General features: G+C 68.3%; 24 protein-coding genes, 1 tRNA gene and 1 other RNA gene. 13 read left to right on the top strand and 13 right to left on the bottom strand.

Annotated features, from left to right (window positions below; genetic code table 11):
- Positions 1 to 4 precede the first annotated feature (4 nt).
- Positions 5 to 2,122, bottom strand: coding sequence for a caspase family protein (locus APQ99_RS04420; RefSeq protein ID WP_136360972.1), 2,118 nt, complete (start codon positions 2,120 to 2,122; stop codon positions 5 to 7).
- A 65-nt stretch (positions 2,123 to 2,187) separates the two neighbouring features.
- Here APQ99_RS04420 and APQ99_RS12930 point away from each other — a divergent pair, with 65 nt between their 5' ends.
- A complete protein-coding gene (locus APQ99_RS12930) occupies positions 2,188 to 2,316 on the top strand; it encodes a hypothetical protein (protein ID WP_268827834.1) in 129 nt (42 codons plus the stop codon).
- Positions 2,317 to 2,456: 140 nt separating this feature from the next.
- Here the strand turns inward: APQ99_RS12930 and APQ99_RS04415 are convergent, their stop codons facing one another.
- Positions 2,457 to 4,004: a TrkH family potassium uptake protein gene (locus APQ99_RS04415; RefSeq protein WP_136360970.1), complete on the bottom strand. Its 1,548-nt coding sequence runs from the start codon at positions 4,002 to 4,004 to the stop codon at positions 2,457 to 2,459.
- Positions 4,005 to 4,267: 263 nt separating this feature from the next.
- Between APQ99_RS04415 and APQ99_RS04410 the strand changes: the two genes are divergently transcribed.
- The 5 genes from APQ99_RS04410 (at position 4,268) to APQ99_RS04390 (ending at position 8,925) form a co-directional block, all read left to right on the top strand.
- On the top strand, positions 4,268 to 5,131 hold the full coding sequence (locus APQ99_RS04410; protein ID WP_244289000.1) for a helix-turn-helix transcriptional regulator: 864 nt from the start codon (positions 4,268 to 4,270) through the stop codon (positions 5,129 to 5,131).
- A gap of 89 nt (positions 5,132 to 5,220) precedes the next feature.
- Positions 5,221 to 6,375 (top strand): ABC transporter substrate-binding protein, encoded by a 1,155-nt coding sequence (locus APQ99_RS04405; RefSeq protein ID WP_136360969.1) that lies wholly within the window; start codon positions 5,221 to 5,223, stop codon positions 6,373 to 6,375.
- A 6-nt stretch (positions 6,376 to 6,381) separates the two neighbouring features.
- Complete coding sequence (locus APQ99_RS04400) at positions 6,382 to 7,461, top strand: FecCD family ABC transporter permease (protein WP_136360968.1); 1,080 nt, start codon at positions 6,382 to 6,384, stop codon at positions 7,459 to 7,461.
- Between the two features lie 3 nt (positions 7,462 to 7,464).
- Positions 7,465 to 8,385 carry an ABC transporter ATP-binding protein gene (locus APQ99_RS04395; RefSeq protein ID WP_010903912.1) on the top strand — a complete coding sequence of 307 codons (921 nt, stop codon included), beginning with the start codon at positions 7,465 to 7,467 and terminating at the stop codon, positions 8,383 to 8,385.
- Positions 8,386 to 8,577: 192 nt separating this feature from the next.
- On the top strand, positions 8,578 to 8,925 hold the full coding sequence (locus tag APQ99_RS04390) for a hypothetical protein (RefSeq protein WP_244288999.1): 348 nt from the start codon (positions 8,578 to 8,580) through the stop codon (positions 8,923 to 8,925).
- Positions 8,926 to 8,984: 59 nt separating this feature from the next.
- Here APQ99_RS04390 and APQ99_RS04385 read toward each other — a convergent pair.
- A tRNA-Arg gene (locus tag APQ99_RS04385) sits at positions 8,985 to 9,057 on the bottom strand.
- Positions 9,058 to 9,144: 87 nt separating this feature from the next.
- Complete coding sequence (locus APQ99_RS04380; protein ID WP_136360966.1) at positions 9,145 to 9,723, bottom strand: 2Fe-2S iron-sulfur cluster-binding protein; 579 nt, start codon at positions 9,721 to 9,723, stop codon at positions 9,145 to 9,147.
- Between the two features lie 93 nt (positions 9,724 to 9,816).
- On the opposite strand from APQ99_RS04380, the gene APQ99_RS04375 reads away from it, so the two are divergent.
- Positions 9,817 to 10,398, top strand: a complete 582-nt coding sequence (locus APQ99_RS04375; RefSeq protein WP_010903909.1) for a DJ-1/PfpI family protein — start codon at positions 9,817 to 9,819, stop codon at positions 10,396 to 10,398.
- Here APQ99_RS04375 and APQ99_RS04370 read toward each other — a convergent pair.
- The 4 genes from APQ99_RS04370 to APQ99_RS04355 all read right to left on the bottom strand — a co-directional run bounded on the left by APQ99_RS04370 (position 10,395) and on the right by APQ99_RS04355 (position 14,656).
- A complete protein-coding gene (locus APQ99_RS04370) occupies positions 10,395 to 11,312 on the bottom strand; it encodes a decarboxylating 6-phosphogluconate dehydrogenase (protein ID WP_136360965.1) in 918 nt (305 codons plus the stop codon). The genes APQ99_RS04375 and APQ99_RS04370 overlap by 4 nt on opposite strands.
- A 254-nt stretch (positions 11,313 to 11,566) precedes the next feature.
- Positions 11,567 to 12,388 (bottom strand): ABC transporter ATP-binding protein, encoded by an 822-nt coding sequence (locus APQ99_RS04365; RefSeq protein WP_010903907.1) that lies wholly within the window; start codon positions 12,386 to 12,388, stop codon positions 11,567 to 11,569.
- A 2-nt stretch (positions 12,389 to 12,390) separates the two neighbouring features.
- Positions 12,391 to 13,512 (bottom strand): FecCD family ABC transporter permease, encoded by a 1,122-nt coding sequence (locus APQ99_RS04360; RefSeq protein WP_136360964.1) that lies wholly within the window; start codon positions 13,510 to 13,512, stop codon positions 12,391 to 12,393.
- Between the two features lie 7 nt (positions 13,513 to 13,519).
- Positions 13,520 to 14,656: an ABC transporter substrate-binding protein gene (locus tag APQ99_RS04355; protein WP_136360963.1), complete on the bottom strand. Its 1,137-nt coding sequence runs from the start codon at positions 14,654 to 14,656 to the stop codon at positions 13,520 to 13,522.
- Positions 14,657 to 14,939: 283 nt separating this feature from the next.
- Here APQ99_RS04355 and APQ99_RS04350 point away from each other — a divergent pair, with 283 nt between their 5' ends.
- Together APQ99_RS04350 and APQ99_RS04345 are read left to right on the top strand one after the other, a co-directional pair.
- Complete coding sequence (locus tag APQ99_RS04350) at positions 14,940 to 17,585, top strand: valine--tRNA ligase (RefSeq protein WP_136360962.1); 2,646 nt, start codon at positions 14,940 to 14,942, stop codon at positions 17,583 to 17,585.
- A 56-nt stretch (positions 17,586 to 17,641) separates the two neighbouring features.
- Positions 17,642 to 18,745, top strand: a complete 1,104-nt coding sequence (locus APQ99_RS04345) for an aminopeptidase (protein WP_136360961.1) — start codon at positions 17,642 to 17,644, stop codon at positions 18,743 to 18,745.
- A 133-nt stretch (positions 18,746 to 18,878) separates the two neighbouring features.
- Here APQ99_RS04345 and rnpB read toward each other — a convergent pair.
- Positions 18,879 to 19,248, bottom strand: an RNA gene (gene rnpB / locus APQ99_RS04340) — RNase P RNA component.
- Positions 19,249 to 19,499: 251 nt separating this feature from the next.
- Between rnpB and APQ99_RS04335 the strand changes: the two genes are divergently transcribed.
- A complete protein-coding gene (locus APQ99_RS04335; RefSeq protein WP_010903901.1) occupies positions 19,500 to 20,132 on the top strand; it encodes a TIGR00296 family protein in 633 nt (210 codons plus the stop codon).
- On the opposite strand, the gene APQ99_RS04330 is transcribed toward APQ99_RS04335, so the two are convergent.
- Positions 20,122 to 21,267 (bottom strand): nicotinate phosphoribosyltransferase, encoded by a 1,146-nt coding sequence (locus APQ99_RS04330; protein WP_136360960.1) that lies wholly within the window; start codon positions 21,265 to 21,267, stop codon positions 20,122 to 20,124. The genes APQ99_RS04335 and APQ99_RS04330 overlap by 11 nt on opposite strands.
- 130 nt (positions 21,268 to 21,397) lie before the next feature.
- On the bottom strand, positions 21,398 to 22,927 hold the full coding sequence (locus tag APQ99_RS04325; RefSeq protein ID WP_136360959.1) for an Hvo_1808 family surface protein: 1,530 nt from the start codon (positions 22,925 to 22,927) through the stop codon (positions 21,398 to 21,400).
- Between the two features lie 120 nt (positions 22,928 to 23,047).
- On the opposite strand from APQ99_RS04325, the gene APQ99_RS04320 reads away from it, so the two are divergent.
- Positions 23,048 to 23,620 (top strand): cysteine hydrolase family protein, encoded by a 573-nt coding sequence (locus tag APQ99_RS04320; protein WP_136360958.1) that lies wholly within the window; start codon positions 23,048 to 23,050, stop codon positions 23,618 to 23,620.
- 4 nt (positions 23,621 to 23,624) lie between these two features.
- Here APQ99_RS04320 and APQ99_RS04315 read toward each other — a convergent pair whose 3' ends face one another.
- Together APQ99_RS04315 and APQ99_RS04310 are read right to left on the bottom strand one after the other, a co-directional pair.
- The gene (locus APQ99_RS04315; RefSeq protein ID WP_136360957.1) at positions 23,625 to 24,065 is read right to left on the bottom strand and encodes a phosphate-starvation-inducible PsiE family protein; all 441 of its coding nucleotides are present in this window, start codon (positions 24,063 to 24,065) and stop codon (positions 23,625 to 23,627) included.
- A 42-nt stretch (positions 24,066 to 24,107) separates the two neighbouring features.
- Positions 24,108 to 24,968, bottom strand: coding sequence for a hypothetical protein (locus tag APQ99_RS04310; protein WP_136360956.1), 861 nt, complete (start codon positions 24,966 to 24,968; stop codon positions 24,108 to 24,110).
- 54 nt (positions 24,969 to 25,022) lie between these two features.
- On the opposite strand from APQ99_RS04310, the gene APQ99_RS04305 reads away from it, so the two are divergent.
- Together APQ99_RS04305 and APQ99_RS04300 are read left to right on the top strand one after the other, a co-directional pair.
- Entirely contained in the window at positions 25,023 to 25,706 is a 684-nt protein-coding gene (locus tag APQ99_RS04305) for a lipoate--protein ligase family protein (protein WP_136360955.1), read from the top strand.
- Positions 25,707 to 25,730: 24 nt separating this feature from the next.
- On the top strand, positions 25,731 to 26,999 hold the full coding sequence (locus APQ99_RS04300; protein WP_136360954.1) for a dihydroorotase: 1,269 nt from the start codon (positions 25,731 to 25,733) through the stop codon (positions 26,997 to 26,999).
- Position 27,000: the final 1 nt, after the last annotated feature.

Raw genomic sequence — 27,000 nt, 5'->3', positions numbered from 1 at the left:
GTGGTTAAGGGTCCGTAGAGCACGGAGAGACCTCGAGTGGAGGGGCCCAATGGAGGGACCCATCCAGTACAACCGGCATCTGACTATCTAGATCGAGAAACGACTGCACTTCCTGTGCAGCCGCTGTAACGGTAGGAGTACAGCCGGCGTAGAGCTGTTGAGAGAGTGCATCGAAGTTCGGGCTGTAGATACCCCCAAGGCTGTCGTGCTCTGAGGGGAACATTTCAACGGAGAACCGATACCGCTGAGAGCTGTCTGAGGAGGCCGTAGTCAAGTGAGCAACCACTGGGATGCCGCTCTTGCTCTGTGCAACCTGATAGCCCCCATCACCGAGAACCATGTACTTATCGTCGGCACGCCCGTACCGCTGGACGATCGCGAGCGCGGACCGGGGCGAAAACCCCTGGTTGACGAACCGGGCGATGTTCTGGCCGATGAGCATCGCCGCGTCGTTGCCGATCGGGCGCACTGTGATGATCCCCGCCTGGGACCCCGCGTCGATGAACGCACGGCCGAGTTCGTACGACGAACACCCGTTCAACAGGAACACGCGTGGCGGCGTCGTCGTGGCGGCGATCTGATCGAACGAGAGCGCGCCGTCCGTGCACACGAACTGGGTGCCGTCCCGGACGTGACCGATGTAGTGAAAGAAATCGGTGTCACCCATTGACGTGAGCACGTCGGCGAGCTCCGCCCGGGTAGCGTTGCGCGTAACCGAAACGTCGAATTCGAGGCCGTCGCGGTTCCCGTACAGCGAGAACTCGCTGTATTCGTCCCACATGTCGTCCTCGTTGCACACCACGTTGACCGAGACGGAGTCGGTCGAAGAGTGGCTGAACCGGGCGTCGTAGGCGTCGGCGATCAGCTTCGTGTCGCCGACTGGAACCCCCGGGCCGATGTACGACGTCTCCATGGTGTCCGTCTCGGGCACCGCGACGAACTCGTCGGGGACCACACCGTGGCCGCGGGTGTCCGATGCGGTGTCGGTCGTGGAGCGCATGAACTCGTCGACGGCCGCCGAGAGCGCGGGCGCTGAGTCCGGCGTGGCGTCGGGAAGCGTGCGGACGACCGCCAGGTCGTTCGCGAGGAAGGACAGATGCTCGATGGGGCGAGGGTCGTCAGCGACCATGACCGTATGGCGCCACCGGGGTGCCGCCGCGAGCACCGTCTCCTGGGGGTACTCGGTGTACGCTTGCAGGCGAGCGGCCAGGGGCATGTCATAGAGCCGCTGCAGGTCGTCCCGCGTCCAGTCGAAGGCGGCCGTGAGCGTGTCTCGGGCGGGCGTGTCCAGGTCGTAGAGCCCGACGGACCGAACCACGCAGTCCAGCGTGAACACGTGCTTGAGGAGGGCCCCGGCGGCCCGGCCGAGCGTGTCCCGCGGGAACGTCGCGATCTGGTGCCCGCCGGCGGTCACGGACGGCGTCGACGACGGTTCGACGCGGGCCCCCAGATAGAACGCGAGCGGCGTGACCGCGTACACGGCACCGATCTCCGGCGGCACGCCGACAGTCACGTCCACGTCCGGGCGGGACAGGCTGTGGGCGGTCGAGTCGGGCTGGCCGACGGTCAGTCGGGGCGGGTGGCCCCGAAGCGTCGGCCACGACCGCTCTGGCGACGGCGTCTGGAGGGCCGCGCCGAACTGTTCGACTGCCGCCATCACGTCCACCGGGTCGGTGGTGGTTGTGATCTCGCCGATCGGGTGGGAGTGCTGGCTCCGGACGCCGATCTGGAGGTCGTGTGCGTCCGGGAAGCTGACCGTGACGTCGTCGAGTGTCATCGTCACCGTGGTAGTCGTCCCGCCGGGCACTCGGACGTACGTCCGGACCGGCGTTTGGAACTCCAGGAGGCGTGGGTCGTCGTGTGAGACGGTGACCGACTGGGGTTCAGTGAGGGCGTCGAGGGGGTCGCCCGTGGCGTCATCGCGGATGAACACCATGCTCGGCTTGGCGGTAGTGAGCCGGTCGGTGTGGACGCGCGCGGCTTCCTCGACGGGAAAGAGGAACGTGGACGGATCCGTCGGCGTCGGCGCGACCCGGGTCGGCGTGCGCATGACGACGCGTCGGTTGTAGATGTTGTCGTTCAGCGCCAGGCCGGTGTGGCCGTCGGACAGCGGAACGATCATCTCGAGGCAACTGGCCGCTGGCACGGTTACACCGTCCACCCCCAGTTGGGTGTGGCGGCACACCTGTGGGGCGGTCGCAGCGACTCGGCGACGCGGTGACGCAGGGGGAGTGCGTGCAGTCCACACCGATCCAAGGCACCGGCGGCCGCAAGCATCCCGGAGCCGAAGCCGGCGGGCTGGCGGCGCGTGTATAACAAACCCCCGACCATTCTCATGAATTGTGTGTGCACGGTTCGTTCATAAAGCTTAGCAACACGATGAAAGAACGCCAGAGCGCGCTCGGAGCGGCCGCCAACCGCACACCCGGGGCCGGCGGAGTGCGTGTGCGAACGCCTCACCGGTAGAAGTCGCCGTGTCGGAGCACGGCACTGATGAGCACCGCGATGGGGATGATCTCCAGGCGGCCGACCCACATGTTGATGATGAGCATGCCCTTCGCGAGGGCGGGCATGCCCGGGCTGGTGATGCCGGCATCGAGTCCGACGTTGCTCTGCGCGCTCATCACGTCGAAGAGTACGTATTCAAGCGGGTGCTGTGGTGAGAGCGCGGCCAGTAACACGGCAACCCCGATGGCGAGGAACGCCAGCCACAGCACGAACACGAGCGTTGCCTCGGCGTACTCGCGTTGGGCTTGGTGCTCGCTGAGCTTCCGGTCGCCGATTCGGAGTGACCGGATCGCGGACGCCGGGCGGAACACGTCCCGGATCTGCCAGGCCGTCCCCTTGATGAGGGTGATCACGCGGATGAGCTTGATGCCGCTGACGGTCGAGCCGGCGGCAGCGCCGGTGAGCATCCCGAGGCACGCGAACAGCGTGGGGCCGGTCTGCCAGACGCGTTCGGTGCCGTGGCCGATCGTCGTGGTTCCGAACCCGGTGTTCGAGGTGGCGGACACGAACTGGAAGAGGCCGATACGGAACGACGCCGCAAGCGAGTCGTACTGGCCGGTGTAGAACAGGAGCGCCGACAGCACGGCCGCCCCCACGGCGAACCAGGCCACGACCCACCGCGTCTGGAGGTCCGCGTACACGTTTCTGAGGTCGCCCGTGAACAGCAGGTAGTGGACGGGGAACGCGATGCTGCCCGCGATCATGATGGGGACGGTGGCGTACTCGATTGCGGGGGAGTTGTACGCGCCGATGGAGCCGGCGCGCACCGCGAAGCCGCCGGTTGCGATCCCGGTCATGCCGTGGTTGATGGCGTCCCAGGGTGGCATGCCGGCCAGGAGCAGCAGCGCGATCGCGCCCAGCGTGAGGCCGACGAAGAGCCGCCAGATCTCCTGGACCGTGGTGATGATGCTGGGGTGGATCTTCTCCGAGCGCGCCTCGCTCTCGTAGAGCGTGTACGAGCCGCTGCTTCCGTCGCCCCGGCGCAGGATGGCGACGGTGAGCACGATGACGCCGACGCCGCCAACCCACTCGGTGAGCGACCGCCACCAGTGGAGTGCCCGCGGGAGGTCGCCCTCGGTGGTGGCCATGGTCAGGCCGGTTCCAGTGAACCCGCTGATCGTCTCGAAGACGGCGTTCAGCGGGTGCAAGAACACCCGCGTTGTCGCGTTCAGGGGCGGTGTCAGCCCGGGCAGCAGTTGGAGGCGCATCGTCCACGCCACCAGGACGAACGGTAGCGCGCCCAGGACCCCGACGACGGCCCACGCGGTGGCCGCGGTCACCATGGCGTCGGGTTTTTTCGGCGGTCGGGCGCCCCGACAGAGCCGCGCCAGCCCGGTCCCGATGCCGCCCATGACGGCTGCGGAGACGACGAACGCCGGGATCGCGAAGAACTCGCCGTTGACCGCGACAACGGCGACCGAGGCGGCCGACAGCAGCGACACGGCCTGGAGGATGCGGCCGACGTCGCGGCCGACTGTGTCTACGGCGACGTGCATCCGGTGTCACGATGGGTCTGGCTGGGCATGCTGTGCGTTGCGGTCACCCCGAGTGTGCGCGGCGCGGGAGACGGACGGATGTGTCACCTGGGAGGTAGCGGACCGGCACACGATAAGGGTTGGCGTTCCGGCCGGACTGCGTCGGACAGTCGGCCACGCGGGGGCCCGAGTGGGAAGTCGGACAGTGCCACGCGCCGCTGACACCGCCGTGTGGGAAGTACAAAGGTGTTTAGGCGGCCCTAAACTAGGGCGGGCCGTGACCTATGAACGACACCACGGACGCGTGCACAGCACCACACGACGACTGCGGGATAGCCGGTGAAACGCTGGAGACGGTGGCGTTTCTGGCACGCTCCGAGCACCGACTCGGCGTCCTCGCGTTGCTGGACGGCACCGCGCAGACGCGGAGTGACCTCGAAGCCCACACCGACGCGACACGGGTGACGCTGAGTCGGGTGCTCAACGATCTCACCGAGCGCAGCCTGATCGAACACGACCCGTCGTCGAACGCGTACACACTGACGCAGTTCGGCGCGCTGGTGTACCGGGACTTCGACCGGCTGCTGGGGACCGTTGCGGTCGGGCAAGCGCTGCCGTCGGTGATCAACAGGCTGCCCGTCGACTGGTTCGGCTTCGACCTGCAGTGTCTCGCCGGCAGCGAGCACGTGGGCACCGAGCAGGCCGACCCGCTGGCCGCCGCGCGCGTCGTTGCGGGGGCGGTGGGGGCGGCGGACTCGTGTCGGTCGCTGCTCGGGACGTTCATTTCGCTGCCGATGTACACCTTCGGGGAGGCCGTCCGGAAGGGCACAGCGCCGTCGGTGACGGTGATCGCGGATGCCGAGGTGGCGGCCACCATGACCGAGGACGCGGCACTGCGCGAGCGCTGGGAGGCCATCGAGGCGGGCACCGACCGAACCACGTACTACCGGATCGGGGAGCGTGTCCCGTGCAGTGTTGATCTCATCGACGGGGAGACGGTGTTTCTGACTGTGAACCGCCACCAGGACGCTGGGTTCGACGTTCTGCGGTCGACACACCCGGACGTGGTTGCGTGGGCCCACGCCACGATCGAGTCCATGCAGGCGGGAGCGGTCCCGCTGTCGCAGGCCGCGCGTGCCGATGACTGACCGTGGCCGCAACACGGTGTGAACAGTGTTCGCGGCGTGATGGACTGTGCAGGAGGAATCACTAAGGCTGTTTAGGTTGGCCTAAACATATGGCGCGAAGACGGCAGATCCTCGCCGGGGGCGCGAGCCTCATTGCAGCTAGTCTCGCCGGCTGTACGTCCAGCCAATCGCCGACCGACGACGGTTCGACCACCCAGACGGACGCGGGGTCCGATTCGTACACGGTGACAGTCGAACCGAACCCCCCACACACCTTCGAGTCGGTGCCCGAAACCTACGCCGCGATCCCCAGCGTCTGGATGGACATCGGGATGGCGCTGGGCATCCAGCCGTCGGCCACCGCCAGCCTCGGCCGCGCCCCGCTGAAGTTCTACGACGCGCTGCCGGACGTCGCGTTCCACAAAGCCGAGATCGAACAGCTCGCGAGCGACTCCGAATCCGGCTACGACAAGGAGAACTTCTACGCCGCGGACTGTGACGTCCACCTCATCGACCCGCGGATGCTGAAGTTCTACGCGAACTGGACCGACGACGACATCGCAGCGATCGAGTCCAGTGCGGGTCCGTTCATGGGCTCCAGCATCCGGTTTGCGTCCTCCTCGGCCGTCGGTGACGGCCCCTTCTATGACCTCTACGAGGCCTTCGAGAAGGCCGCCGAGATCTTCCAACGCCGGGCCCGCTTCGAGGCCTGGCAGTCCATCAAAGCCGACCTCATGGACACCATCAGCGACGGCCTCCCCCCGGAGTCGGACCGCCCCACGGTGGCGGCCATCTGGCGCGGCGTCCGTCCCGACGCCGGGCAGTTCCGGATCGCGCCCCTCGATCCCGACCAGAACAACACGCTCACCTACCGCCGCCTCGGGATGCAGGACGCGTTCGCCGGCGCCGTCCCCGATGGCCCCATCGGCTACGAGGAGCTGCTGGACGTCGACCCGGATTACATCGGCGCGGTCGGCGGGCTCACCTCCCAGACCCACGCGGAGTTCGTCGACACCGTCGTCGAGCCCTTCGAAGCCAACCCCAACGGGCAGCAGCTCACCGCCGTCGAGAACGGGAACCTCGTGCGCACCGGCGGCCAGTTCATGGGACCGATCGTCGACCTGTTCTCCACGGAGGCCCTCGCGAAGATGGTCTACCCCGACGCCTTCGGCTCGTGGCCGGGCTCACCGACGGAGATCCCCGCGTCCGAGCGCCTCTTCGACAGACAGCGCGTCGCGGACGCCATCAACGGCGTCGGGCTGTAGGCAGCGATGACAGCCAACACGGACGCGTCGGCCACGCGGCGGCTCGCCACGCTCGCCGCTGGCAGCCTCCTCGTGGTGCTTGCCGCGACGCTGCTGCAGGTGAGCTTCGGCGCGTACCCGATCCCGATCGCGGACGCGTGGCACACTGTCTTCGACCCCGAAATCTGGTCCAGCGCGGGCGTCTGGCGGACGTTCCTGCTGGGCGGCCAGCTCCCCGAGTGGCTGTCCCGCCGGCAGGTCGTCGTGTGGAACATCCGACTCCCCCGCATTCTCGTCGGCACGCTGGTGGGCGCGAACCTCGCGGTGTCCGGCGCGATCTTCCAGATCGTCACCCGCAACGAGCTCGCCAGCCCCTACATCCTCGGCGTCAGCAACGGCGCGGGCATGGTCGTGTTGCTCACGCTCACGCTGTTCTCGGGGCTGCTCCCGGTGATGCCGCTGCTGGCGGCGCTGGGCGGCGCAGTGGCGTTCCTGATCGTGTACGCGATCGCGTGGAAGAACGGCACCAACCCCGTCCGGCTGGTGCTCGCCGGCGTCGTCGTCAGCACCGTCTTCGGCTCCGTGCAGCGCGCGCTGTTCTTCTTCATCGACAACCTCGGGGTCGTGATGTCCGCCCAAACGTGGCTGTCGGGATCACTGCTGGGGACCGACTGGGCGCAGGTCCGCATCGCGTTGCCGTTCACGGTGCTTTCGCTGGCGCTTGCGTTCCTCGTGACCAACGAACTCGACGTGCTGTTGCTCGGCGAGGAGACCGCGGAGTCGCTGGGCATGCCCGTTGAGAAAGTGCGGTTCGGCGTCGCCGGGATCGCCATCCTCTCGACGGCGGCCGCGATCGCCGTCGCGGGCCTCATCGGCTTCGTCGGCCTGATCGTCCCCCACATGGTGCGCAACATCGTCGGGAACGACACCCGCGACCTGCTTGCCGGCTGCGTGGTGCTTGGCCCGGCGCTGCTGGTTGGCGCGGACGTCGGCGCGCGCCTCGCGTTGGACCCGGTGCAGTTGCCCGTCGGCATCATCACGGGCCTGGTCGGCGGCCCGTACTTCCTGTACCTGATGCGGCGAACGGAGAACCTCGGTGACATCTGACTCATGACACGACAACCCGCGAACGACGCGACTGGAACCGACACGCCCGATCGCGGACTCAGCGGCACGGACCTCGTGGTGCGATATCCGGGCGGTGACGACCCCGTCATCGACGGCGAGTCCGTGACCGTGCCGGTCGGCGACGTGACCGCGCTCATCGGGCCGAACGGCAGCGGCAAAAGCACGCTGTTGAACGCGCTGGCGAACAAACACAGCCCGGCCGACGGCACAGTGCTGTTGGACGGCCACACCATCGACGAACTGGGCTCCAAGGAGCTCGCGCGGCGACTCGGCTTGCTCTCCCAGGAGAACGTCACGCCGGGCGGGATCTCGGTGCGCGAACTCGTCGAGCGCGGCCGCTACCCCCACCAGGGGTTTTTCGACTCGCTGACCGACGCGGACCGCGCCGCCGTCACGGACGCGCTCCGCGTGGCCGGCGTCGACCACCTCAGCGGGCGCGACGTGGGGAGCCTGAGCGGCGGCCAGAAGCAACTCGTCTGGATCGCGATGGCGCTCGCCCAGGACACCGACGTGTTGTTGCTGGACGAGCCGACGACGTTCCTGGACCCACACCACCAACTCGAAGTGATGGACATCATCCAGGCGCTACGCGACGACCACGACACGACGGTCGTGGTCGTCCTACACGACATCAATCAGGCCGCGCGCTACGCCGACCACGTGATCGCGCTCAAGGACGGCACGATCCACGCCCGTGGGCAGCCGGCCGACGTCGTCACGAAAGAGACGCTGCGAACGGTGTTCGACATCGAAGCCACGGTGTCGACCACCAGCCACGGCATGCAAGTGGTGCCCATTGAGGCGTTGCACGACGAGGACGGCACCGACCACGAGCACGCGCCCGGGAGCCGGACGCCCACCCGGGAGACCGCTGCGGACGGCGGGACACCGCCCGCGGAGTGAGGGCGGCGGATGCGGACCCCACTGTGGGCGCGGTGCAGGCGCGTGATCCGGGGCCGGGGCGTGCACACCGGCTGGTGTGAGTGTCCCAGCCGTGGTAAACAGAAACACCTATGGGTGGAAAATGGTGAACCACGTGATAGATTATGACTGTTACTGATCGCGGTCGCGGGCGGAGTGCTGAACCTCGCTGTCATGACCCTGCACAGCCAGCCGATCATCGCCACCGCCGCTGCGGACCAGTCCGGTGGTCTCGGTGTGTTGGGGATCTGGGCGCTGGTGTTGGTCGGGCCGTGGCTGCTGGGCGCTATCCCCACGCACATGTACGCCGACCACGGCGCGGTCTGTCCGCTGCTTGCAACGGGCGTGTTGACCGGGGCGTGTCTCTGGAACGGCATCACAGCACCCCCATCCGAATCGCTCACCAGCCTGTACTACGAGGCGTGGCCGTTTTTCCTCGTGGTGCTCGTGGTTGTGGGCATCGCCGAGCGGTGTCTCCGGACGGGGCACGCGGTGGACAGCAACCGCTCCAGCAGGGAGTGACACACCACCGGGCGCGGACCACCGAAGCTGGTGGAGGAGCCGCGATGGAACGCAGAACACGGGCGCGAAGGGATTTGAACCCCTGACATCTTGGTCCGGAACCAAGTGCTCTGTCCGCTGAGCTACGCGCCCACACGTGCACATAGCAGGGTGGTCGGTATAACCGTTGTGAGTCGACCCGGGCGCGACGCGGCGGGGGAAAAACGGGTGCCGCGTGCGTCAGGGCGTCTCGTCGGTTTCGATGGAGAACGACGCCGTCGGGTGCGCGGTACAGGTCAACATGTATCCCTCTTCGATCTCGGCGTCACCCAGCGACTCGTTGTTCGAGTGGCGGATATACTCGGCGGCGTCCTCGCCGTCAGCGACGCGGCCACTGCAGGAGACACACTGGCCCTGCTGGCAGGCGTACGGGAGGTCCCAGCCCTCGTCGACGCCGGCATCGAGGATGCTCTCGTTGTTCGCGACCTCGATGGTCTCGCCTTCCTTGACGTACTCGATCTCGTAGTACTCGACGTCGTCGTCGGCGATCGCGTCCGGATCGAAGCCGTCGTCCTCCTCCTCGCCGTCTTCGAGTTCCGACTCGGCACCGCCAGCGACAGCGCCCGCGCCCCCGCCACCCCCGATGGAGCGGTTGTACGGCTCAGGGAAGTCCGTCTCCGGCACTGTGGACGCACGGTGCTCGAGGACGTCCTGTGCGATGTCCTCCGCGGGCGGCTTGGATGAGCCCTTCGCGAGATGCAGGACGACGAACAACAGTGTCACCCCCAGGCCGAGCGTGACACCCAGTGTGGTAACCATGCGTAGCGGTATGGAAGCGCAGTTTAACAGTATTGTGATTGCGCGACCACGGTTCTCCGGGCGAATTTTGAGGGTGTGGGTCGACAGGCGGGTATGGACGTTGCAGTCCTGCTGTTCGAGGGGTTCGACGAACTGGACGCCATCGGCCCGTACGAGGTGTTCCGCACGGCCGCGGAACTGGGCGGCGACCTCGACGTGTCGATGCGCACGCTCGTGCCCGACGAAGGCGTGACCGCGCGCCACGGCCTCACGGTGGCGCCCGACGACGTGTTGTTCGGGGTGCCGGATCTCGTCGTGGTGCCGGGTGGCGGGTGGACCGACCGTGATCGGCCGGGCGTGTGGTCGGAGGTCGAAAACGAAACCCTGCCCGAGCGACTCGACACCCTTCACGGCGGCGGCGCGACCATCGCCTCGGTCTGCACGGGCGCGATGCTGCTGGCGGACGCGGGGTTGCTCGACGGGCGGCCAGCGGCCACGCACGCCAGCGCGGCCGATGACCTCGCGGAGTACGACGTGGACGTGCGCGATGAGCGGTACGTCGACGACGGCACGGTGCTCACGGCGGCGGGCGTGACTGCGGGCATCGACCTCGCGTTGCACGTCGTCGAGCGCGAGTGCTCGGCGGGGCTGGCGGAACAGGTCGCCACGGAGATCGAGTACGCGTCGACGTACTAGGCGTCGTCGCCGGTGCGGGCGACCTCGTGGCGGCCGAACCCGTAGCGCAGCCGGTTGGCCAGGCGGCGCGCGAACCGGCCGGTGTCGCCGCCGGTACTGCGGGAGCCGAACCGCTCGGAGAGCGCCTGGGAGACGAGGGGCACCGGGACCTCCTGTTCGAGGGCTTCCTGGACGGTCCAGGTGCCCGTGGAGCCGCCGGCCACGTGGTCGGCGACGGTGCCGAGATCGCTGCCTTCCTCGCGGAACGCTTCCTCGCAGAGCTCCAGCAGCCACGACCGAATCACGGCGCCGTTGTTCCAGGTTCGCGCGACGGCCTCCAGGTCGAGATCGTAGCGCCCCTCGTGGAGCAACTCGAACCCCTCGCCGTAGGTCTGCATGAGCGCGTACTCGACGCCGTTGTGCACCATTTTGACGTAGTGGCCGGCGCCTGCCGGCCCCATGCGGTCGTGGCCGTCCGGGCCGGTGGCGACGGCGTCGAAGACGGGCACGAGGTCGTCGTACGCCCACTCGGGGCCGCCGACCATCAGGGAGAACCCGAGTTCCGCGCCGGCGGGGCCGCCCGAGGTGCCACAGTCGAGGTACGCGAAGTCGTGTTCCTCGGCGCGGCGCGTCGAGTCCTCGAAGTGGCTGTTCCCGCCGTCCACGACGACGTCGTCGGAATCGAGGCGTGGCGCGAGTTCATCGAGGGCGGCGTCAACGGGGTCGCCCGCCGGCACCATCAGCCAGATGCGCTTTTCGGCACCGAGCTCCGCGGCGAGTGCGTCCAGCGTGTCGGCGGGCGTCGCGCCCGCGTCAGCCGCGTCCTCGCGCGCAGCCGCGTCGATGTCGAACGCGACCACGTCGTGGCCGGCGTCGAGACAGCGGTCGACGACGATGCGCCCCATGCGGCCGAGGCCGACGACTCCGAGTTCCATGGGTAGCAGTTCCGGGCGCGGTAAGTAGGGGTTGCGGTTGGTCGCGACACACAGCGAAACTACGGCCGGGACGCGTTAGCCCTCGGGGATGCGAACGTTCCGATGTGGGGGCTGGTGCTCGGCGCCGCCACCGCGCTGACCGCGCCCCTCACCGCGCTCGCCGGCGTGACAGCCGCAGACACCAGCCCGCCGTCTCCGGCTGACTTGCACGACGGACTCCGAGAACGCCGGGGCCGCGTCGACGAACTGGAGTGTCAGTCGAGCGCCCGGCGCGGCACGATGCGGGGTTCGTCGTCGTAGCTGACGGCGGCGTCGACGCCGAACACGTCCGCGAGCAGGTCCTCCGTGACCACGTCCTCGGGCGGCCCCCAGTCGTAGACGGTGCCGTCATCGAGGGCGACGAGGTAGTCCGCGAACCGCGCGGCCTGCTGGAGGTCGTGGAGCACCACACAGACGGTCACATCGCGGTCCTCGTTGAGGGTGCGGACGACCTCCATCACGCGGAGTTGGTGGTGCAGGTCCAGATACGTCGTCGGTTCGTCTAACAACAGTACGTCGGTGTCTTGTGCCAGCGCCATGGCGACGAACGCGAGCTGTTTCTGGCCGCCGGAGAGCTCCGAGAGCGCGGTGTCCCGGAGGTGCTCGACGCCGGCGAGGTCGATGGCGCGGTCGATGGCCGCGTGGTCGGCGTCGTTGAGGGCGTCGAGGAACCCCCGATGGGGGTAGCGGCCGTGGGTGACGAGGTCGCCGACGGTGAGCCCGCCGGGCGCGTCGTTCTCCTGTGCGAGCAGGCCGAGTTCGCTGGCGAGTTGTTTCGGCGAGCGGTCGTGGACTGCGGTCCCGTCGAGCAGAACGGTGCCGGCGTCCGGGGCCAGCTCCGCGGAGAACCCCTTCAGCAGCGTGGATTTGCCGGAGCCGTTGGGGCCCACGAGCGCCGTGACTTCGCCGGCGGGCACGACGATGTCCGCGCAGTCGACGACGGTGGTGTCGCCGTACCCGAGTTCGAGGTCGGTGCCGAGCACTGCGGCCGACTCCACGGGGTCTTCGTCGGTGTCGGTGTGTGGTCGCTGTGGCATGGTTAGAACTCGTTGAATGATTCGGTGCGGCGGAGCAAAAGCAGGAAGTACGGGCCGCCGACGAGCCCGGTGACGACGCCGACGGGGACCTGGACGCCGCCGAGGCCCAGGCGCGCGATCACGTCCGCGACGACGACGAGCGCGGGGCCGGCGAACAGACAGCCCACCAGCAGCCGGCGGTAGTCGCTGCCGACGACGGTCCTGACGGCGTGTGGCACCACGAGCCCGACGAACCCGACGAGCCCGGCGACGGAGACGGCGGCGGCTGTCGCGAGGATGGCGAGTACCGACAGCCCGAACCGGATGGTTTCGACACGCATGCCGAGCGCGCGGGCGCGGCGCTCCCCGAGCAACAGCACGTCGAGATGGCGGGCCGCGGTGAGCGCGACCGGCACCACGAGCAGCGTGGGAACGACGATCAATTCGACGTCCGTCCAGCCGACGCCCGTGAGGGTGCCGGCCAGCCAGGAGACGGCGGTGCGCATCGCGCCGTTGGAGTCGATGAAGTAGAAGACGCCGGTCTGGAGGCTGTTGAAGACGGTGCCGACGACGACGCCGGCAAGCACCAGCCGGACGGGCGTGGTGCCACCGCGCCAGGCGACGGCGTATACGAGGAGGAACGCGCCCGTGCCGCCGAGGGCTGCCGCGACCGGCAGGAGGGAGGTGCCAAGCGAGAACACGATCGTGATGACGACGGCGAACCCGGCACCCGACGAGACGCCGAGGATGTAGGGGCTGGCGAGCTCGTTGCGGGTGATGGCCTGGAAGATCGCGCCGGCGACGGCGAGGTTCGCGCCGACGAAGACGGCGACGACGACTCGCGGGAGGCGCTGGGTCCAGACGACGGCGGTCGCGTCCGAGAGCACTGCGGTGTCGTGGTAGACGCCGAGGAGTTCCGCGTGGCCGTCGCCGAGCAGGATGGTTGCGAGCACGTCGGGGTTCGTCCAGACGGCGCGGTCGAACAGCGCCCGCCACACCGTTTCCAGCGGCATCTGGTAGCCGCCGTAGCGGACTTGCACGAGCGCGCCCAGCACGACGGCGGCCGTGCTGGCGACGGCGATGCCGGCGAGGGCCCCGTCGAAGCTGGGACGGAGGCCGGTTCGCGTGCGGGACTGGCGTGACATCGTGGTGCTAGTCGGTGATTATCGACGCGAGTTCGGTGCGGTCGAACAGTGTGGTGGTGACCTGGTCGTAGAGGGCGGTCGCGAGGCGTTCCGTGAGGAACAGGTGCTGGATGGGGCCGAGGTAGATGGGGCCGCCGCGGTAGACGTCGCCGTTCTCGACGGCGGTGATGCGGCCCGCGGTGTCGTGGTTCTGCAGGAACGAGACGACGGTGTCCTGGAACTCGGCTGCGGTCTTGTCCTCGTGGCCGCGCACGAACAACACGTCAGGGTCGACGTTGAGCAGCGTTTCGGCGTCGATCTCCGAGCGCTGGCTCTGCGAGAGCGCGTCGATGCCGGAGTCGGCGATGGCGTCACGGACGTTGAGGTCGTGAAACGGCTTTTTGTTGGTACCAGCGCCGCTGAGGAGGTACGGCGAGAACGAGGTCGGTTCGTTGGAGCCGCCCCAGACGAGCGCGCCGCGTGGCCCCTCGCTCGGGAGGGCGGTTTCGAGGCGGTCAAGCGCGCTGTCGTGGAACGACTGGAAGGCGTCGAACCGGTCGGTTTCGTCGAAGAGTTCCGCAACCGTCTCGAAGGCCTCGTACAGCGAGTAGTAGTCGTAGTCGTGCCAGGCGTCGGTGCGCCGGAAGATGGTGTTTCCGAGGAACGGTGCGGACCGTTGGGTGAGGAAGTCGATGTCCCCGCGGTCCAACTCGAAGGTGCTCGTGAGCCAGTTCGGATCCATGAGGTAGACGTCCGGATCGAGGTCGAGCAGCGTCTCACGGGTGACGCCGGCGTCGACGAGATCGACGAGCGCGGACGTGTCGACGCTGACGCCGTCGAGGGCGTCGTAGGCGTCGGTGTGGAAGCGGTCGCTGTTGCCGACGGCTGTGAGGGCGTCCCCGTGTCCGAGCGCGACCACCATGTCGGCGTAGCCGGACTCGTAGACGGCGACCGTGTCGGGGACGGCGTCGAACTCGACGTCGCCGACCGGCTCCATCGAGACGGAGTACGACCCGGAGCCGGCGGTCGTTTCGTCGGCGGTGGCCGTGGCGGAGTCGGCTGCCGTGGACGTGGATTCGGCGTCGGAATCCGGGCTCGAACAGCCCGCGAGGAGACCCGCAAGCGTTGCGGCACTGCCCGCTTTGAGGAACGCTCGTCGTTGCATATTGGTTTTGGCCCACCTAAAATACAAAAGCGCGTCGATTTTTCGAACGGGGACACGAGCGCGCACACAAACGCTGCGCGCAGCGTCGGCAGACACCGCTGCCAACAGCCCAACCGCCCGAATCCGTCGGCGAACCGCACACGGACGGGAAGGTTTATCACCGCGCCACCGCACTTCGGAGGTATGCGCGTCGGTTCCACCGTAGTACGTGTGTAAATCGATTTCTCGGGCCGCGAACCCGACACACCGGCCAGCAGCGCGACCGACGCCCCGCTAGGTACCCATGACAGAGCTTCCGGACAGCTACGACCCCAACAGCATCGAACCGAAGTGGCAAGACGAGTGGCAGGAACGCGACGTGTATCGGTTCGACCCCAGCAAGTCGGACACCCAATACGTCATCGACACGCCGCCGCCGTACCCCTCGGGGAACCTCCACCTCGGGCACGCGCTCGGGTGGTCGTACATCGACTTCGTCGCCCGATACCGCCGCCTGAAAGGCGACGCCGTGCTGTTCCCGCAGGGATGGGACTGCCACGGCCTCCCCACGGAGGTGAAAGTCGAGGAAGTCAACGACATCCACCGCACGGACGTCCCCAGCGACGAGTTCCGGGAGATGTGTATCGACTGGACCGAGGACCGCATCGACGAGATGAAAGCGACGATGCAGGAACTCGGGTTCTCCCAGGACTGGGACTCCGAGTACCGGACGATGGACCCCGAGTACTGGGGGAAAACCCAGGAGTCGTTCTCGGAGATGGCCGACGCCGGCATGGTCTACCGCGACGAACATCCGGTGAACTGGTGTCCGCGCTGTGAGACCGCCATCGCCGACGCGGAAGTCGAGAACATCGACCGCGAGGGAACGCTGCATTACGTCACGTTCGACGGCGTGGACAACGGCGACATCGAGATCGCGACGACCCGCCCCGAGCTGCTGGCGGCCTGCGTCGGGATCGTCGTCAGCCCCGACGACGACCGCTACGCCGACCGCATCGGGGACACCTTCGAGGTGCCGCTGTTCGGCCAGGACGTCGAACTGCTCGCCGACGACGACGTCGATGCTGACTTCGGATCGGGCGCGGTCATGGTCTGTACGTTCGGGGACAAACAGGACGTCGAGTGGTGGATGGACCACGACCTCGACCTCCGCACGGTGTTCACCGAGGACGGACACCTGAACGAGGCCGCCGGGGAGTTCGCCGGGCTCGCCATCGACGACGCGAAAACCCAGGTCGCCGAGGAACTCGACGACCAGGGGTATCTCAACGACACGGAACCCACCGAGCAGAGCGTCGGGTCCTGCTGGCGCTGTGACACCGCCATCGAGATCCTCTCGAAAGAACAGTGGTTCGTGGAGGTCGACCAGGACCGCATCCTGGACGCCGCGGCGGACGCGGAGTGGGTGCCCGAGCACATGCACGAGCGGCTCGTGGAGTGGACCGAGGGCATGGACTGGGACTGGGTGATCTCCCGGCAGCGGGTCTTCGCCACCCCGATCCCGGCGTGGGAGTGCAACGAGTGTGGCCACTGGGAGATCGCCGGCCGCGAACAGGCACCCGTCGACCCCACCGAGGACGATCCGGCTGTCGAGGCCTGCCCGGAGTGTGGCGGTGACGACTGGGCCGGTGAGACGGACGTGATGGACACGTGGATGGACTCCTCGATCACGCCCCTACACCTGTCGGGGTGGCCCGAGGGGACCACCCTCGACGAGTTCGAATCGGTTGATCTCCGACCACAGGGCCACGACATCATTCGCACGTGGGCGTTCTACACGCTGCTGCGGACGGGCGCGCTCACCGACGAACAGCCCTGGGACGACGTGCTCGTCAACGGCATGGTGTTCGGCGAGGACGGCAACAAGATGTCGAAGTCACGGGGGAACTTCGTGCAGCCCGACGAGGCGATCGCGGAGTACTCCGCGGACGCCGTGCGACAGGCGCTGGCGCTCGGGGGCCGCCCGGGAAGCGACGTGCAGTTCCAGTGGAAGGAGGTCAAATCCGCCTCCCGGTTCCTGACGAAGCTCTGGAACATCACGAAGTTCTCGACGGGGCATTTCGACGAGGACACGCCCGCCATCCAGGACCCGGCCTACCGGGACGCCGACCGCTGGCTGCTCTCGGAGCTGTCGACGGTCTGCGAGGACGTCGACGAAGCCATGAGCGAGTACCGCTTCGACCGGGCGCTGCGCAGCCTCCGGGAGTTCGCTTGGGAGGACCTCGCCGACGACTACGTCGAGCTCGTGAAGGGGCGGCTGTACAACGGCCGCCCGGGTGAGCGCGCCGCCGCCGAGCACACGCTGTACACGGCGGTGACGGCGGTCACGCGACTGCTCGCGCCGTTCAGCCCGCACGCCACCGAGGAGATCTGGCAGTCGCTGCCGGGCACCGAGGGCAGCGTGCACGCCGCGACGTTCCCGAGCGTCGAGTACCGCGACGCCGACGCCGAGCTGGCGGGCAAACGCATCGCGGAGGTCGCCCGCGAGATCCGCGCCTGGAAATCCGACCAGGGGATGCCGTTGAACGCGGACCTCGACCGCGTGGAGCTGTACTTCGACGACAGCGACGACGACGCCGCCAGGCTGGACACCTACGACCTCAGCGAGACGGTCAACGCCCCGATCCGACTGATCGATGGGCGGCCGGGCGTCGAACTCGTGCCCGTCGACGTCGACGGCGACGACTCGGAGATCGGCCCGGAGTTCCGCAGCGACGCCGGCACCGTCATGGAAGCCATCGCGGCGGCCGACCCGGCGGCGATCCAGGCGCAGATCCATTCCGGTGACACCGTCACCGTCGAGGCCGACGGCGAGTCCTTCGACCTGGACGCCGACTGGCTGACCGTCACCGAGGAGTATCGAGCGTCCTCGGGCGAGGAAGTGACCGTCATCGAGGCGTCGTTCGGCACCGTCATTATCTACGAGTAACCACCGCCATCGCCCGGAACCCGACCGCTTTTTCTGGTGGCCGACGGACTGCGAGTATGGACCCCCGCGTCGAGGAACACGCCGAGGTACTGGTCGACTGGAGCGCGCGCATCGAGGCCGGCGACAACGTCGTGTTGAGCGTCGGTCCGGACGCCCACGAGCTCGCCGTTGCGGTCGCCGAGCGGGTCGGCGAGCGCGGCGCGAACCTCGTCACGACGTACGCCTCCGGCGAGATCGATCGCGCCTACCAGTTGGGCCACGAGGGGGACTTCGACGCGGACCCCGCTCACGAGCGCGCGCTCGTGGAGCACGCCGACGTCTGTCTGTTCATCGGCGGCGGGCGCAACACCAGCGCAGCGGCCGACGTGCCCGCCACGACCCGGGAGGCCTACAACACGGCCCACGGTGAGATCCGCGAGGCCCGGATGGACACCGACTGGGTGAAGACCGTCCACCCGACGCGGTCGCTGGCCCAGCAGGCGAACATGTCGTTTGCGGCGTACCAGGAGTTCGTGTACGACGCCGTGTTGCGCGATTGGGAGGCGCTCGCCGACCGGATGGCGAACATGAAGACGATCCTCGACGAGGGCAGTGAGGTCCGGCTCGTGACCGAGGACACCGACCTCACCATGCGCATCGCGGGGCGGCAGGCCGTGAACTCCGCGGCGTCGGTCGCCTACGATTCGCACAACCTGCCGTCCGGAGAGGTGTTCACCGCGCCGACGGCGACCGAGGGGGAGGTGCACTTCGACGTGCCGATGACGCTCCGCGGTGAGCGCGTGCAGGGCGTCCACCTCACGTTCGAGGACGGCGAGGTCGTCGACTACGCGGCCGCCCAAAACGAGGGCGTCGTCGGCGAGATCCTGGAGACCGACGCGGGCGCGAAGCGCCTGGGCGAACTCGGCATCGGCATGAACCGCGGCATCGATCAGTTCACCGACTCCATCCTCTTCGACGAGAAGATGGGGGACACCATTCACCTGGCGCTGGGTCGCGCCTACGAGTCGAATTTCCCTGCTGGCAGCGAGGACGAGGCCAACGAGTCCGCGGTCCACGTGGACATGATTACCGACGTGAGCGAAGACTCGTACATGGAAGTCGACGGCGAGATCGTCCAGCGAAACGGGACCTTCCGCTGGGAGGACGGATTCAGCGAGTGAGGCAGGCTTACCGGACCACAGCGGGGAGCCGGCCTGTCCGCAGTACCGCGAGCGTGCGTGGCCGGTCGCCGTCGCGGTTTTTGGCGTAGGTTTTACGACGGCGAGCCGGTGGCTCGCCACTGTAAGAGATACGAGCTGAGGGGAGTAAGCCCCCTTCTGTTCGGCCCGGCATTCGGCTGAGCGTCCACGCGGCCCCTTTCGGGTGGTTCGGGCTACCATGCGCGCGTGGACTTGCACCGGCGGGGGTTGGCCGTTCCATCGCTCCCCTCCCATTGGGGTGTCGATCACCGGTCCGTGGCCGCCGGTGTGGCGGCCACGCCCTCGGCGGGTTAACTGCCGTCCCTTTCGGGGTGGGTCGCGCGCCTCATCGGTGTGGGAGGGACGTGTCGTGTCTGTTCCAGTGCCGGCGGTCTCCCGCCCCGGACGTGTGTCCGGCCGCGTGCCCGAACGGGTGGGGGGACTTTCCTCATGCCTCACGGCACGGGAGCCGGGCTCCCTCTGCCCAGTCAGTGTATGAGCGGTGTGTCGTTAAGCAGTTCGGTTCCGTGAGCCGGACGGCTGGCGCAACCACGTCAAAAAATATGAAGGAAGAATGAACTGGAAGAAAACAGTATCGGGATCAAACGTCGACCACCCTTCTCCAGTCGTCGGATATTTACTCCGTCAAGAAGTAACAGATACCAGATAGGAATTGTTCACGGTTTTGAGTACCAAGGGAAGGCTTGAAGTCCGTGGTTGGCGTAATAGGCTTCGTATGGGCCAAGGCCAGTCAGTAATCCTTTCCTTCGAAGACGGCGCTCGAACGGTCGAGCTCGCGCGGGAGTCCGTGGAAGCGTTCGTCCAGAACGGCCAACGGGAACAGCCAGGGAGCATGCGAGACGCATTCTACAACCGCACCAGCGCGTTCGTGCGCCTCGAATCCACCAGGGGCCGGGGTCGACTGCGCGGCTGTGCGGGCGCTCACGGCTCCATCCATGAACTCGGCAACCACGACCAGCAACTCGGGCACGCGATCGTCGAGGCCGCCATCGAGGCGGCGTCGGAGGCGTCCTGTGGCTCCGAGGTCGAAGACGCCGAACTGCCGAACATCCGTGTCTCCGTCTGCACGGTTTCGAATCTCGTACTGACTGACGACCCGATCGAGGACATCGAGCTCGGCGTCCACGGCGTCGCCATCGACGGCGACGGCCAACACGGCTGGATGTACCCCACGCTCCCCGTCGAGAACGACTGGAGCGTGTTCGAATACCTCGACCGCACGTGCCGGAAGGCGAACCTCCCGGACGGCGCGTGGCAGGACGAGGACGTGATGGTGACACTCTTCGAAGGCCAGGTGTTCCGAGAGACCGGCGACGAGGACGACCCCGTCGAAGAACTTACTGCCTGAACGAGACGGCACGGGCGTCCTGACGCGCGCGCGCCGCGGCGTCATCGATGTCGAACGCCATGCTGACCGTTCCGTCCACCAGCAGCGGCTCCAGCAACGCGGTTGCGTCCGCGGGGGCCGGCTGGCTCGCCAGCGCGACGTGGTGGCCGCCGTCGGGGGTTCGGTACACTGCCTTCGTGCCCGAGAGCTTCCCGCGCTTGGCGGCGGGTTCGCCCGCGACCTCGACGATATCCAACCCGAAGTCCACGGGCGTGGCGTTCGAGACGAACCCGCCGACGCCGAACCCGTCGACGACATCCCGGAGGCCGCGGAGGTCAGTGGGTGTCAAGCCGCCGGAGACGAACACCGACACGTCGCTGTTCCCGCCGGCGTCGAGCGCCCACTGGACCTCCCGCGCGATGTGGCGGAAATCCCCGCGCCGCGAGGACGTGGTGTCGAGGCGAACCGCATCGAGGTCGTCGCCGAGTTCGTCGACCGCACGCAACACCTCGTCTTTCTCGTCGCTGTACGTGTCACACAGCGCGATCCGCGGGACGTCGTCCCCGACGCCGTCGGTGAACGCCCGCCACGCGGCCTCCTGGTTGCCGCGACCGAAACAGATCACCAGCGCGTGTGGCATGGTGCCGCCGGGCTCCCGGTCGAGGACGTCACCGGCGGCGACGTGTGAAAAGCCGTCGAACCCGCCGATGAGGGCGGCGCGCTCGACGACCGCGGCGATCGACGGGTGGACGTGGCGCGCGCCGAAGCTCAACAGGTGGCTGTCGGGCGCGGCTCGGCGCGCCGCAAGCGCCGCGGTCGCCATCCCGGAGGCGTGGGACAGGAACCCCAAAAGCGCCGTTTCGTAGCGCGCGAACGACTGATAGGGGCCGGTGATGCGCATCACCGGCCCGCCATCGAAGAGGGTGCCCTCCGGCAGCGCGTGCACGTCGACGGGGACGTCTGCGAGCAGCTCGGCGGCGTCCTGCAGGCCGGCCAGTACTTCGAACTCCCCGGTGGGGAACTGGTCCGCGGTGACCTCTGCGACCACCTGGGGGTTGCGGTCGGCGTGCTCCAATGCCTCAAGCGTGCGGTCGAAGTACGCGTCGGTCGCCCGGCCGCGCTTGATGGCGTCAGCGCCCACGATGTCGAAGGTCACGGCGCAACCCTCCACGAGTGCAGCATACACTCGCGTTCAACCGCCCGGGCGAAAAACCCTCCCCTCGAAGCCAGTTGCGCTGGCACTCCCACAACGGCGAAAAAGCAGTCCGCAATCCGGAGCCGTCCGACTACGACGAATCGTGAACGGCGTCCAGTTGGTCGACGGTCGGGGCGTTGACGATGGTGACGCGACCCTCGGTGGTAGTGACGCGGAACGCGTCGGCGTAGCCGCTGTCACTGTCGTCGGGGATGCGCCAGACGTTCGGGCCGGCGTCGGAGACCCGTTCGGCACCGTGGTACTGGAGGAGCTCCCGGTAGGCGTCGGCGAACTCCGTGGCGTCACTGGCCGAATCCCACGTGGACGCCCACACGTACGCGGTCTCGCTGGTGTTCAGCGAGTCACTGGCCGCGTACGGGACGAGTTTGTCGCCGTCCCAGCCGTCGGTGTACGGGTGGCTGTAGTTGTAGAGGTCGAGTGTGTCGTTGTTCCGTGCGGGCGCCAGCAGGTGGGCCGTCGGGATGACCACGTCTGCCGGCTGACCGGTGGCCTGCGTTTCGACGTAGCTCGGATACCACAGCATCGTGAACAGGCCGGCCTCGCCGAACGACGCGAAGTCGACGCTGTCGTTGCCCATCTCGGGCACCGTCCACGCGTCAGTGGACGTGTCGGCAACCGACACCGGCGTCGGCTCGTCGACGCCGTAGCGGTCGGGGTGGATGGTCTGCTCGGTGCTCGCCGGCGGGTTCTCGTAGACGTCGTTGACCGCGTCCCAGCCGCCGGACTCGTAGAGTTGCTCGACGAACACGGGGCCGTCGCTGTACGGCTGGAGCCGCGTCAGCGCGATGCCGGTGTGGCGGTCGCTGCCGGACGGCGACTCGGAGTCGGTCGGCCGCAGGCAGTCCCAGTCGCGCTCACAGCGCTGCTGGTAGCGGTGGTCGACGTAGTTGCCGTCGCCCTCGATGATGCCGTCTTTGGCGTTGTGCAGTTCCTGCGTGGACTGGTTCAACTCGGAGGTGTTGAACCGGTGGGTTTGCAGGCCGTGGAACAGCTCCTGTGAGAGCGTGATCTCGTCCATCTGCGGGGACTCGGTGTCCTCGGAGACGATCGCGATGCGGTCCTCGCTGGGGGAGTAGTAGCCCAGCACGGAGCCCGCGCGGTTCGACGCGAGCACGTCGATGGCGTTCTCGTCTTCGCCCACCATGAACATCGCCTCCCATTTCACGTTCTGGTGGAGGGTGCCGTTGCGCGTGACGTTCTCGTAGGAGGCCGCCGTGTCGTTGGCGAACTCCTCGCGGGAGATCACGTCGACGGGCACTGATTGGTTGAATTCGAGGCCACGAACCACCTCGACGCGAGCCATCGACCGGTTCACGACGGTGTGCAGCTCGGAGTCGTTGAGGCCGTCGGATCTGTCGACGCTGATCGATTCGTTGTACCAGTAGCCGCCCTCCCAGCCGAGCGTGTCGGCGTCGGGGTCGTCGTAGCTAAACGATGCGTTCGCGCCGGGTTGTGTCGTGGTCCCGGCCGCGTCGGTCATCTGTTCGGTAGTCGGCGCTGTCGTTGTTGGGTCCGTCGTGGCGTCGCCGGACATGCCACCCTGGCAGCCGGCCAGCACCACGAGGCACACCACTGCGACAGCGAGTAGTCGCCGTGCCATCGGCTAATCCTCGGTGTCGATCACTATAAATTCAGGTGAACAGGAAACCCGGCCCGGCGGCGTGTCGACAGGATCGCCGCGACGTGTAGGTACTTGGCCGGGGGCGGCGAACACGCGACCATGGATGTCGATCCAGCACACACCGCGGTCGTCGTCGTGGACATGCAAAACGGGTTCTGCCACCCGGACGGCAGCCTCCACGCGCCCGCGAGCGAGGACGCACTCGCGGCCGTGACGGCGCTGGTGTCGCGGGCCCGGGACGCCGGCGCGCGGATCGTATACACCAGAGACGTGCATCCGCCGGGACAGTTCGAGCGCACCACCCACTACGACGAGTTCGAGCGGTGGGGCGAACACGTGACTGCGGGGTCCTGGGACGCACAGTTACACGACGGGCTCACGGTCGCGGCCGACGACCACGTGGTCGAGAAACACACCTACGACGCGTTCTACGAGACCGAACTCGACGGCTACCTGACCGCCCACGGCATCACGGAGCTGGTGTTCTGTGGGACGCTCGCGAACGTCTGCGTGCTTCACACGGCGGGCTCGGCGGGCGTCCGGGACTACCGCCCGATCCTGGCGGCCGACGCCGTCGGCTACATCGAGGCGTCACACAAGGAGTACACCCTCGATCACGCCGAGTGGCTGTTCGGCGAGGTCGCCGACCGGGCGGCGATCGCGTTCGCGTAATCCGTCAGAGCACGCCGGCGTCGGTGCCCTCCTCGGGGGAGAGCAGGTAGAGCGCGCCGACCAACGCGACGATCAACACCGCGAGTCCGACGGCGACCGACAGCGCCGCCCGCGAGGACGAGAAGTCCCCCGGTTTGAACACGATGACACGGCGGGTGACGGCGATCACGGCGGTGGCGACGACGATCCGCAGAACGCTTTGCTCGCGGGTGTACGCCACGACGGTTCGGTACACTTCCACGATGATGAACAGCAACAGGACCGTGTCGACGAGCGCGACGACCTCCCCGGCGTTGGTGATCGCCCCCGAGAGGATGAGCCCGCCGATGGTGAGTCCGAGGTCGAAGACGCCGACGGCGAACAGGAACACGAGCACGTAGGCGGCGACGATCTCGACGCCGCCGATGAGGCGCTCGGTGAGTTCGACGTGGGCTTCGACGTCCATACACAACGCCCGCGGGCCACCCGCACGAATTGCCACCCAAACTCATTCGGTATCGGCTGCGTGCGTGTCCACGGCGACGGCGACGCGGTCACCGACGGCGTGGTCGTGGCCGGGTGCAACGACCGTACACCCGAGTTCGTCGCGCCCGAGCCACAGCGACAGCCCCTGGACGGCCGTGTCGTCGACGGTCACACCGACGGTGTCCCGCCACGCGACCGTGCGCTCGCTGACCCGGTCACCGACCGCACGCCCCAGGACGGCGACGGGGTCGGCGTCGGTGGTGGCGTAGCCGGTCTCGTAGTGGGGGAGGCCGCCGTCGACGACACCGCCGCCGTCGGTTGCCAGGCCGGCGTACCCGTCGCCAGGTGCCGGATGGGATGGCGCGTCGAGGCGCGCCCACGTGTCGCCGACGGCCGTAACCGTGGCCGTGCCGTCCCAGGGTGCCGGCCGCACTGCAACGTCGAGCGTGACCGGCAGCGACCCCGAGGCGCGAACGGCGTTCTGGCCGTGCTCCCGGAACCCCAGGTGGATGTGGTTGGTGACCCAGGGCGCGAAAAACCCCGACCGAACCAGGCTGCCGAGCGACTCCCCGACGGCGATCGTGTCCCCCGGGCTGACCGCGGGCTCGACGTGGAGGATGCGCGCGAGATGCGCGCCGGTGTCGACGACGATGAGGTGGTCGGTGTCGGTGGCGTACGGGCGCTGGGGGCACGCCACGGTGCGGGTGTCGACGACCGCGCCGGCGACGGGGCTGGGCGCGGCCAGCGCGCGCCCGTCGGGGCCGTCGCTGCCGTCCGGATAGAGGTCCACGGCGCAGCCGGCGTCGTGGGCGGGGTACGGGGAGTTATACCGCGACACGCGCGGGTACAGCCGCGAGAGCACGCTGCCGTCGAGGACAACCATGCGGGTGTGGTTGGAACCGAGAGGGATTACTCGGTTCGGTTCCAACCCGACCCCATGCGAGTGGTTCGAGGGCGCGCACCCGGACGAGACGCCGACACCGCCGTCACCCGCGACCTCCTGGAGTGGGTGCGGGCCAACAGCGAGCCGGCGGTGCGCGTGTGGCCGCCCGGCCGCGTCGTCGCGTTCGGTCGCCGGGACGCAAACGAGGCCGGCTACGCGGACGCCGTCGCGGCTGCCCGCGACCGCGAGTTCCCCACCGTGGAGCGCAGCGTCGGCGGGCGCGCGGTGGCGTACACGGAGTCCACGCTGGCGTTCGCGCGCATCACGCCGGCCGAGGACATGCGCACCGGGCTGGACGCGCGATACGACGCGATGGTGGGGGATGTCATCGACGCGCTGCACGCCGTCGGGGCGACGGGAGCCAGGCCGGGCGAGCCGGCGGCGTCGTTCTGCCCGGGCGATCACTCCGTGCAGGCGGACTGCGGGAAGCTCGCGGGGGTCGCCCAGCGCGTCACCCGGGGCGCGGCGCTCACGTCGGGCGTGCTCGTGGTCGACGACCGACGGGTGATCGCGGACGTGCTCGACGCGGTGTACGGCGCGCTCGGCGCGCCGTTCGATCCTGAGTCGGTGGGCAGCGTGCGGGCCGCCGGCGGCGACCCCGCGGACGCTCGGGACGCCGTCGAGCGCGCGCTCGTCGGCGACCACGATCCCACGGTCGACGCAGTCCACAGCACTTAGGCTGGGCGGCGGCGAGTCCACAGTATGCGAGTCATCCGGGACGCAGTGCTGGCTGACGGGCGCGTCAGGGACATCCGACTGGACGGCGAGCGCATCGACGCCGTCGGGACCGCCCTCGACGGCGAACTGTTCGTGGACGCGAACGCGGACTATCGGGTGCTGCCGGGGATGATCGACGCGCACGTGCACTTCCGGCAGCCGGGCTTCGAGCACAAGGAGACGTGGGCCAGTGGGTCGCGGAGTGCGGCCGCTGGCGGCGTGACGACCGTCGTCGACCAACCGAACACCGCCCCGCCGACGGTGACCGGCGACGCCGTCGACGAGAAGGCGGCCCACGCCGCCGCCGACAGCGTCGTGGACTGGGGCGTCAACGGCGGGGTCACCGGAGAGTGGGATCCGGCGTCGCTGTTCGACCGGTCGCTGTTCGCGCTCGGGGAGGTGTTCCTCGCGGACTCCACGGGCGACATGGGGATCGACGCCGCGTTGTTCCGGGACGCCTGCCAGCGGGCGGCCAGCGAGGACGTCGTCGTCACCGTCCACGCGGAGGACGCTGACCGGTTCGACACCGCGGCGAAGTCGCGGAGTGACGCCGACGCGTGGAGTGCGTACCGGACGCCCGAAGCAGAGGCCGCCGCCGTCGAGCGCGCGGTCGAAGTCGGGACCGAAGCGGGCGCGACGATCCACATCGCGCACACGTCGACACCCGAAGGCGTGGACGCCGCGGCGGCCGGCGGCGCGACCTGCGAGGCGACCCCCCACCACCTCTTCCTCTCCCGTGACGACCTCGACGACCTCGGGACGTTCGGCCGCATGAACCCGCCGCTGCGAAGCGACCCCCGCCGCGAGGCGCTGTTCGAGCGGCTCGCCGACGGCCGCATCGACGTGGTGGCGACCGACCACGCCCCCCACACCCGCGCGGAGAAAGCCGCCGACATCTGGGACGCCCCCTCGGGTGTGCCGGGCGTCGAAACGGCGCTCCCGCTGTTGTTGGGGGCTGCCCACCGCGGTGAGCTGAGCTACGAACGTGTGCGCGACGTGACGGCCGCGAACCCCGCGGACGTCTTCGGCCTGGAGCGGAAGGGCCACATCGCGGCCGGCCGTGACGCCGACCTCGTGCTTGTCGATCCCGACAATGCACGGGAGATTCACGGCGACGACCTGCACTCGAACTGCGAGTGGACGCCCTTCGAGGGACACGTCGGCGTGTTCCCCGCGATGACGCTGGTCCGTGGGACGACCGTCTGGGACGGCGACACGGTGTCGGCGTTCGACGGTCGGAACGTCCGTCAGTAGC

Source organism: Halobacterium salinarum DSM 3754 (assembly GCF_008124605.1).
GTDB lineage: Archaea > Halobacteriota > Halobacteria > Halobacteriales > Halobacteriaceae > Halobacterium > Halobacterium salinarum.
The sequence above is the reverse complement of the archived record's forward strand: the minus strand, read 5'-3'. Positions and strand labels throughout refer to the sequence as shown.

Excerpts from the sequence above, each read along its gene's own strand:
- APQ99_RS04360 (WP_136360964.1), bottom strand. The coding sequence starts at position 13,512 with ATGTCACGCCAGTCCCGCACGCGAACCGGCCTCCGTCCCAGCTTCGAC.
- APQ99_RS04355 (WP_136360963.1), bottom strand. The coding sequence starts at position 14,656 with ATGCAACGACGAGCGTTCCTCAAAGCGGGCAGTGCCGCAACGCTTGCG.
- APQ99_RS04305 (WP_136360955.1), top strand. The coding sequence starts at position 25,023 with ATGCGAGTGGTTCGAGGGCGCGCACCCGGACGAGACGCCGACACCGCC.
- APQ99_RS04350 (WP_136360962.1), top strand. The coding sequence starts at position 14,940 with ATGACAGAGCTTCCGGACAGCTACGACCCCAACAGCATCGAACCGAAG.
- APQ99_RS04395 (WP_010903912.1), top strand. The coding sequence starts at position 7,465 with ATGACACGACAACCCGCGAACGACGCGACTGGAACCGACACGCCCGAT.
- APQ99_RS04415 (WP_136360970.1), bottom strand. The coding sequence starts at position 4,004 with ATGCACGTCGCCGTAGACACAGTCGGCCGCGACGTCGGCCGCATCCTC.
- APQ99_RS04315 (WP_136360957.1), bottom strand. The coding sequence starts at position 24,065 with ATGGACGTCGAAGCCCACGTCGAACTCACCGAGCGCCTCATCGGCGGC.
- APQ99_RS04400 (WP_136360968.1), top strand. The coding sequence starts at position 6,382 with ATGACAGCCAACACGGACGCGTCGGCCACGCGGCGGCTCGCCACGCTC.
- APQ99_RS04390 (WP_244288999.1), top strand. The coding sequence starts at position 8,578 with ATGACCCTGCACAGCCAGCCGATCATCGCCACCGCCGCTGCGGACCAG.
- APQ99_RS04335 (WP_010903901.1), top strand. The coding sequence starts at position 19,500 with ATGGGCCAAGGCCAGTCAGTAATCCTTTCCTTCGAAGACGGCGCTCGA.
- APQ99_RS04380 (WP_136360966.1), bottom strand. The coding sequence starts at position 9,723 with ATGGTTACCACACTGGGTGTCACGCTCGGCCTGGGGGTGACACTGTTG.
- APQ99_RS04320 (WP_136360958.1), top strand. The coding sequence starts at position 23,048 with ATGGATGTCGATCCAGCACACACCGCGGTCGTCGTCGTGGACATGCAA.
- APQ99_RS04410 (WP_244289000.1), top strand. The coding sequence starts at position 4,268 with ATGAACGACACCACGGACGCGTGCACAGCACCACACGACGACTGCGGG.
- APQ99_RS04325 (WP_136360959.1), bottom strand. The coding sequence starts at position 22,927 with ATGGCACGGCGACTACTCGCTGTCGCAGTGGTGTGCCTCGTGGTGCTG.
- APQ99_RS04405 (WP_136360969.1), top strand. The coding sequence starts at position 5,221 with ATGGCGCGAAGACGGCAGATCCTCGCCGGGGGCGCGAGCCTCATTGCA.
- APQ99_RS04300 (WP_136360954.1), top strand. The coding sequence starts at position 25,731 with ATGCGAGTCATCCGGGACGCAGTGCTGGCTGACGGGCGCGTCAGGGAC.
- APQ99_RS04345 (WP_136360961.1), top strand. The coding sequence starts at position 17,642 with ATGGACCCCCGCGTCGAGGAACACGCCGAGGTACTGGTCGACTGGAGC.
- APQ99_RS04420 (WP_136360972.1), bottom strand. The coding sequence starts at position 2,122 with ATGATCGTTCCGCTGTCCGACGGCCACACCGGCCTGGCGCTGAACGAC.
- APQ99_RS04365 (WP_010903907.1), bottom strand. The coding sequence starts at position 12,388 with ATGCCACAGCGACCACACACCGACACCGACGAAGACCCCGTGGAGTCG.
- APQ99_RS04370 (WP_136360965.1), bottom strand. The coding sequence starts at position 11,312 with ATGGAACTCGGAGTCGTCGGCCTCGGCCGCATGGGGCGCATCGTCGTC.
- APQ99_RS04310 (WP_136360956.1), bottom strand. The coding sequence starts at position 24,968 with ATGGTTGTCCTCGACGGCAGCGTGCTCTCGCGGCTGTACCCGCGCGTG.
- APQ99_RS04375 (WP_010903909.1), top strand. The coding sequence starts at position 9,817 with ATGGACGTTGCAGTCCTGCTGTTCGAGGGGTTCGACGAACTGGACGCC.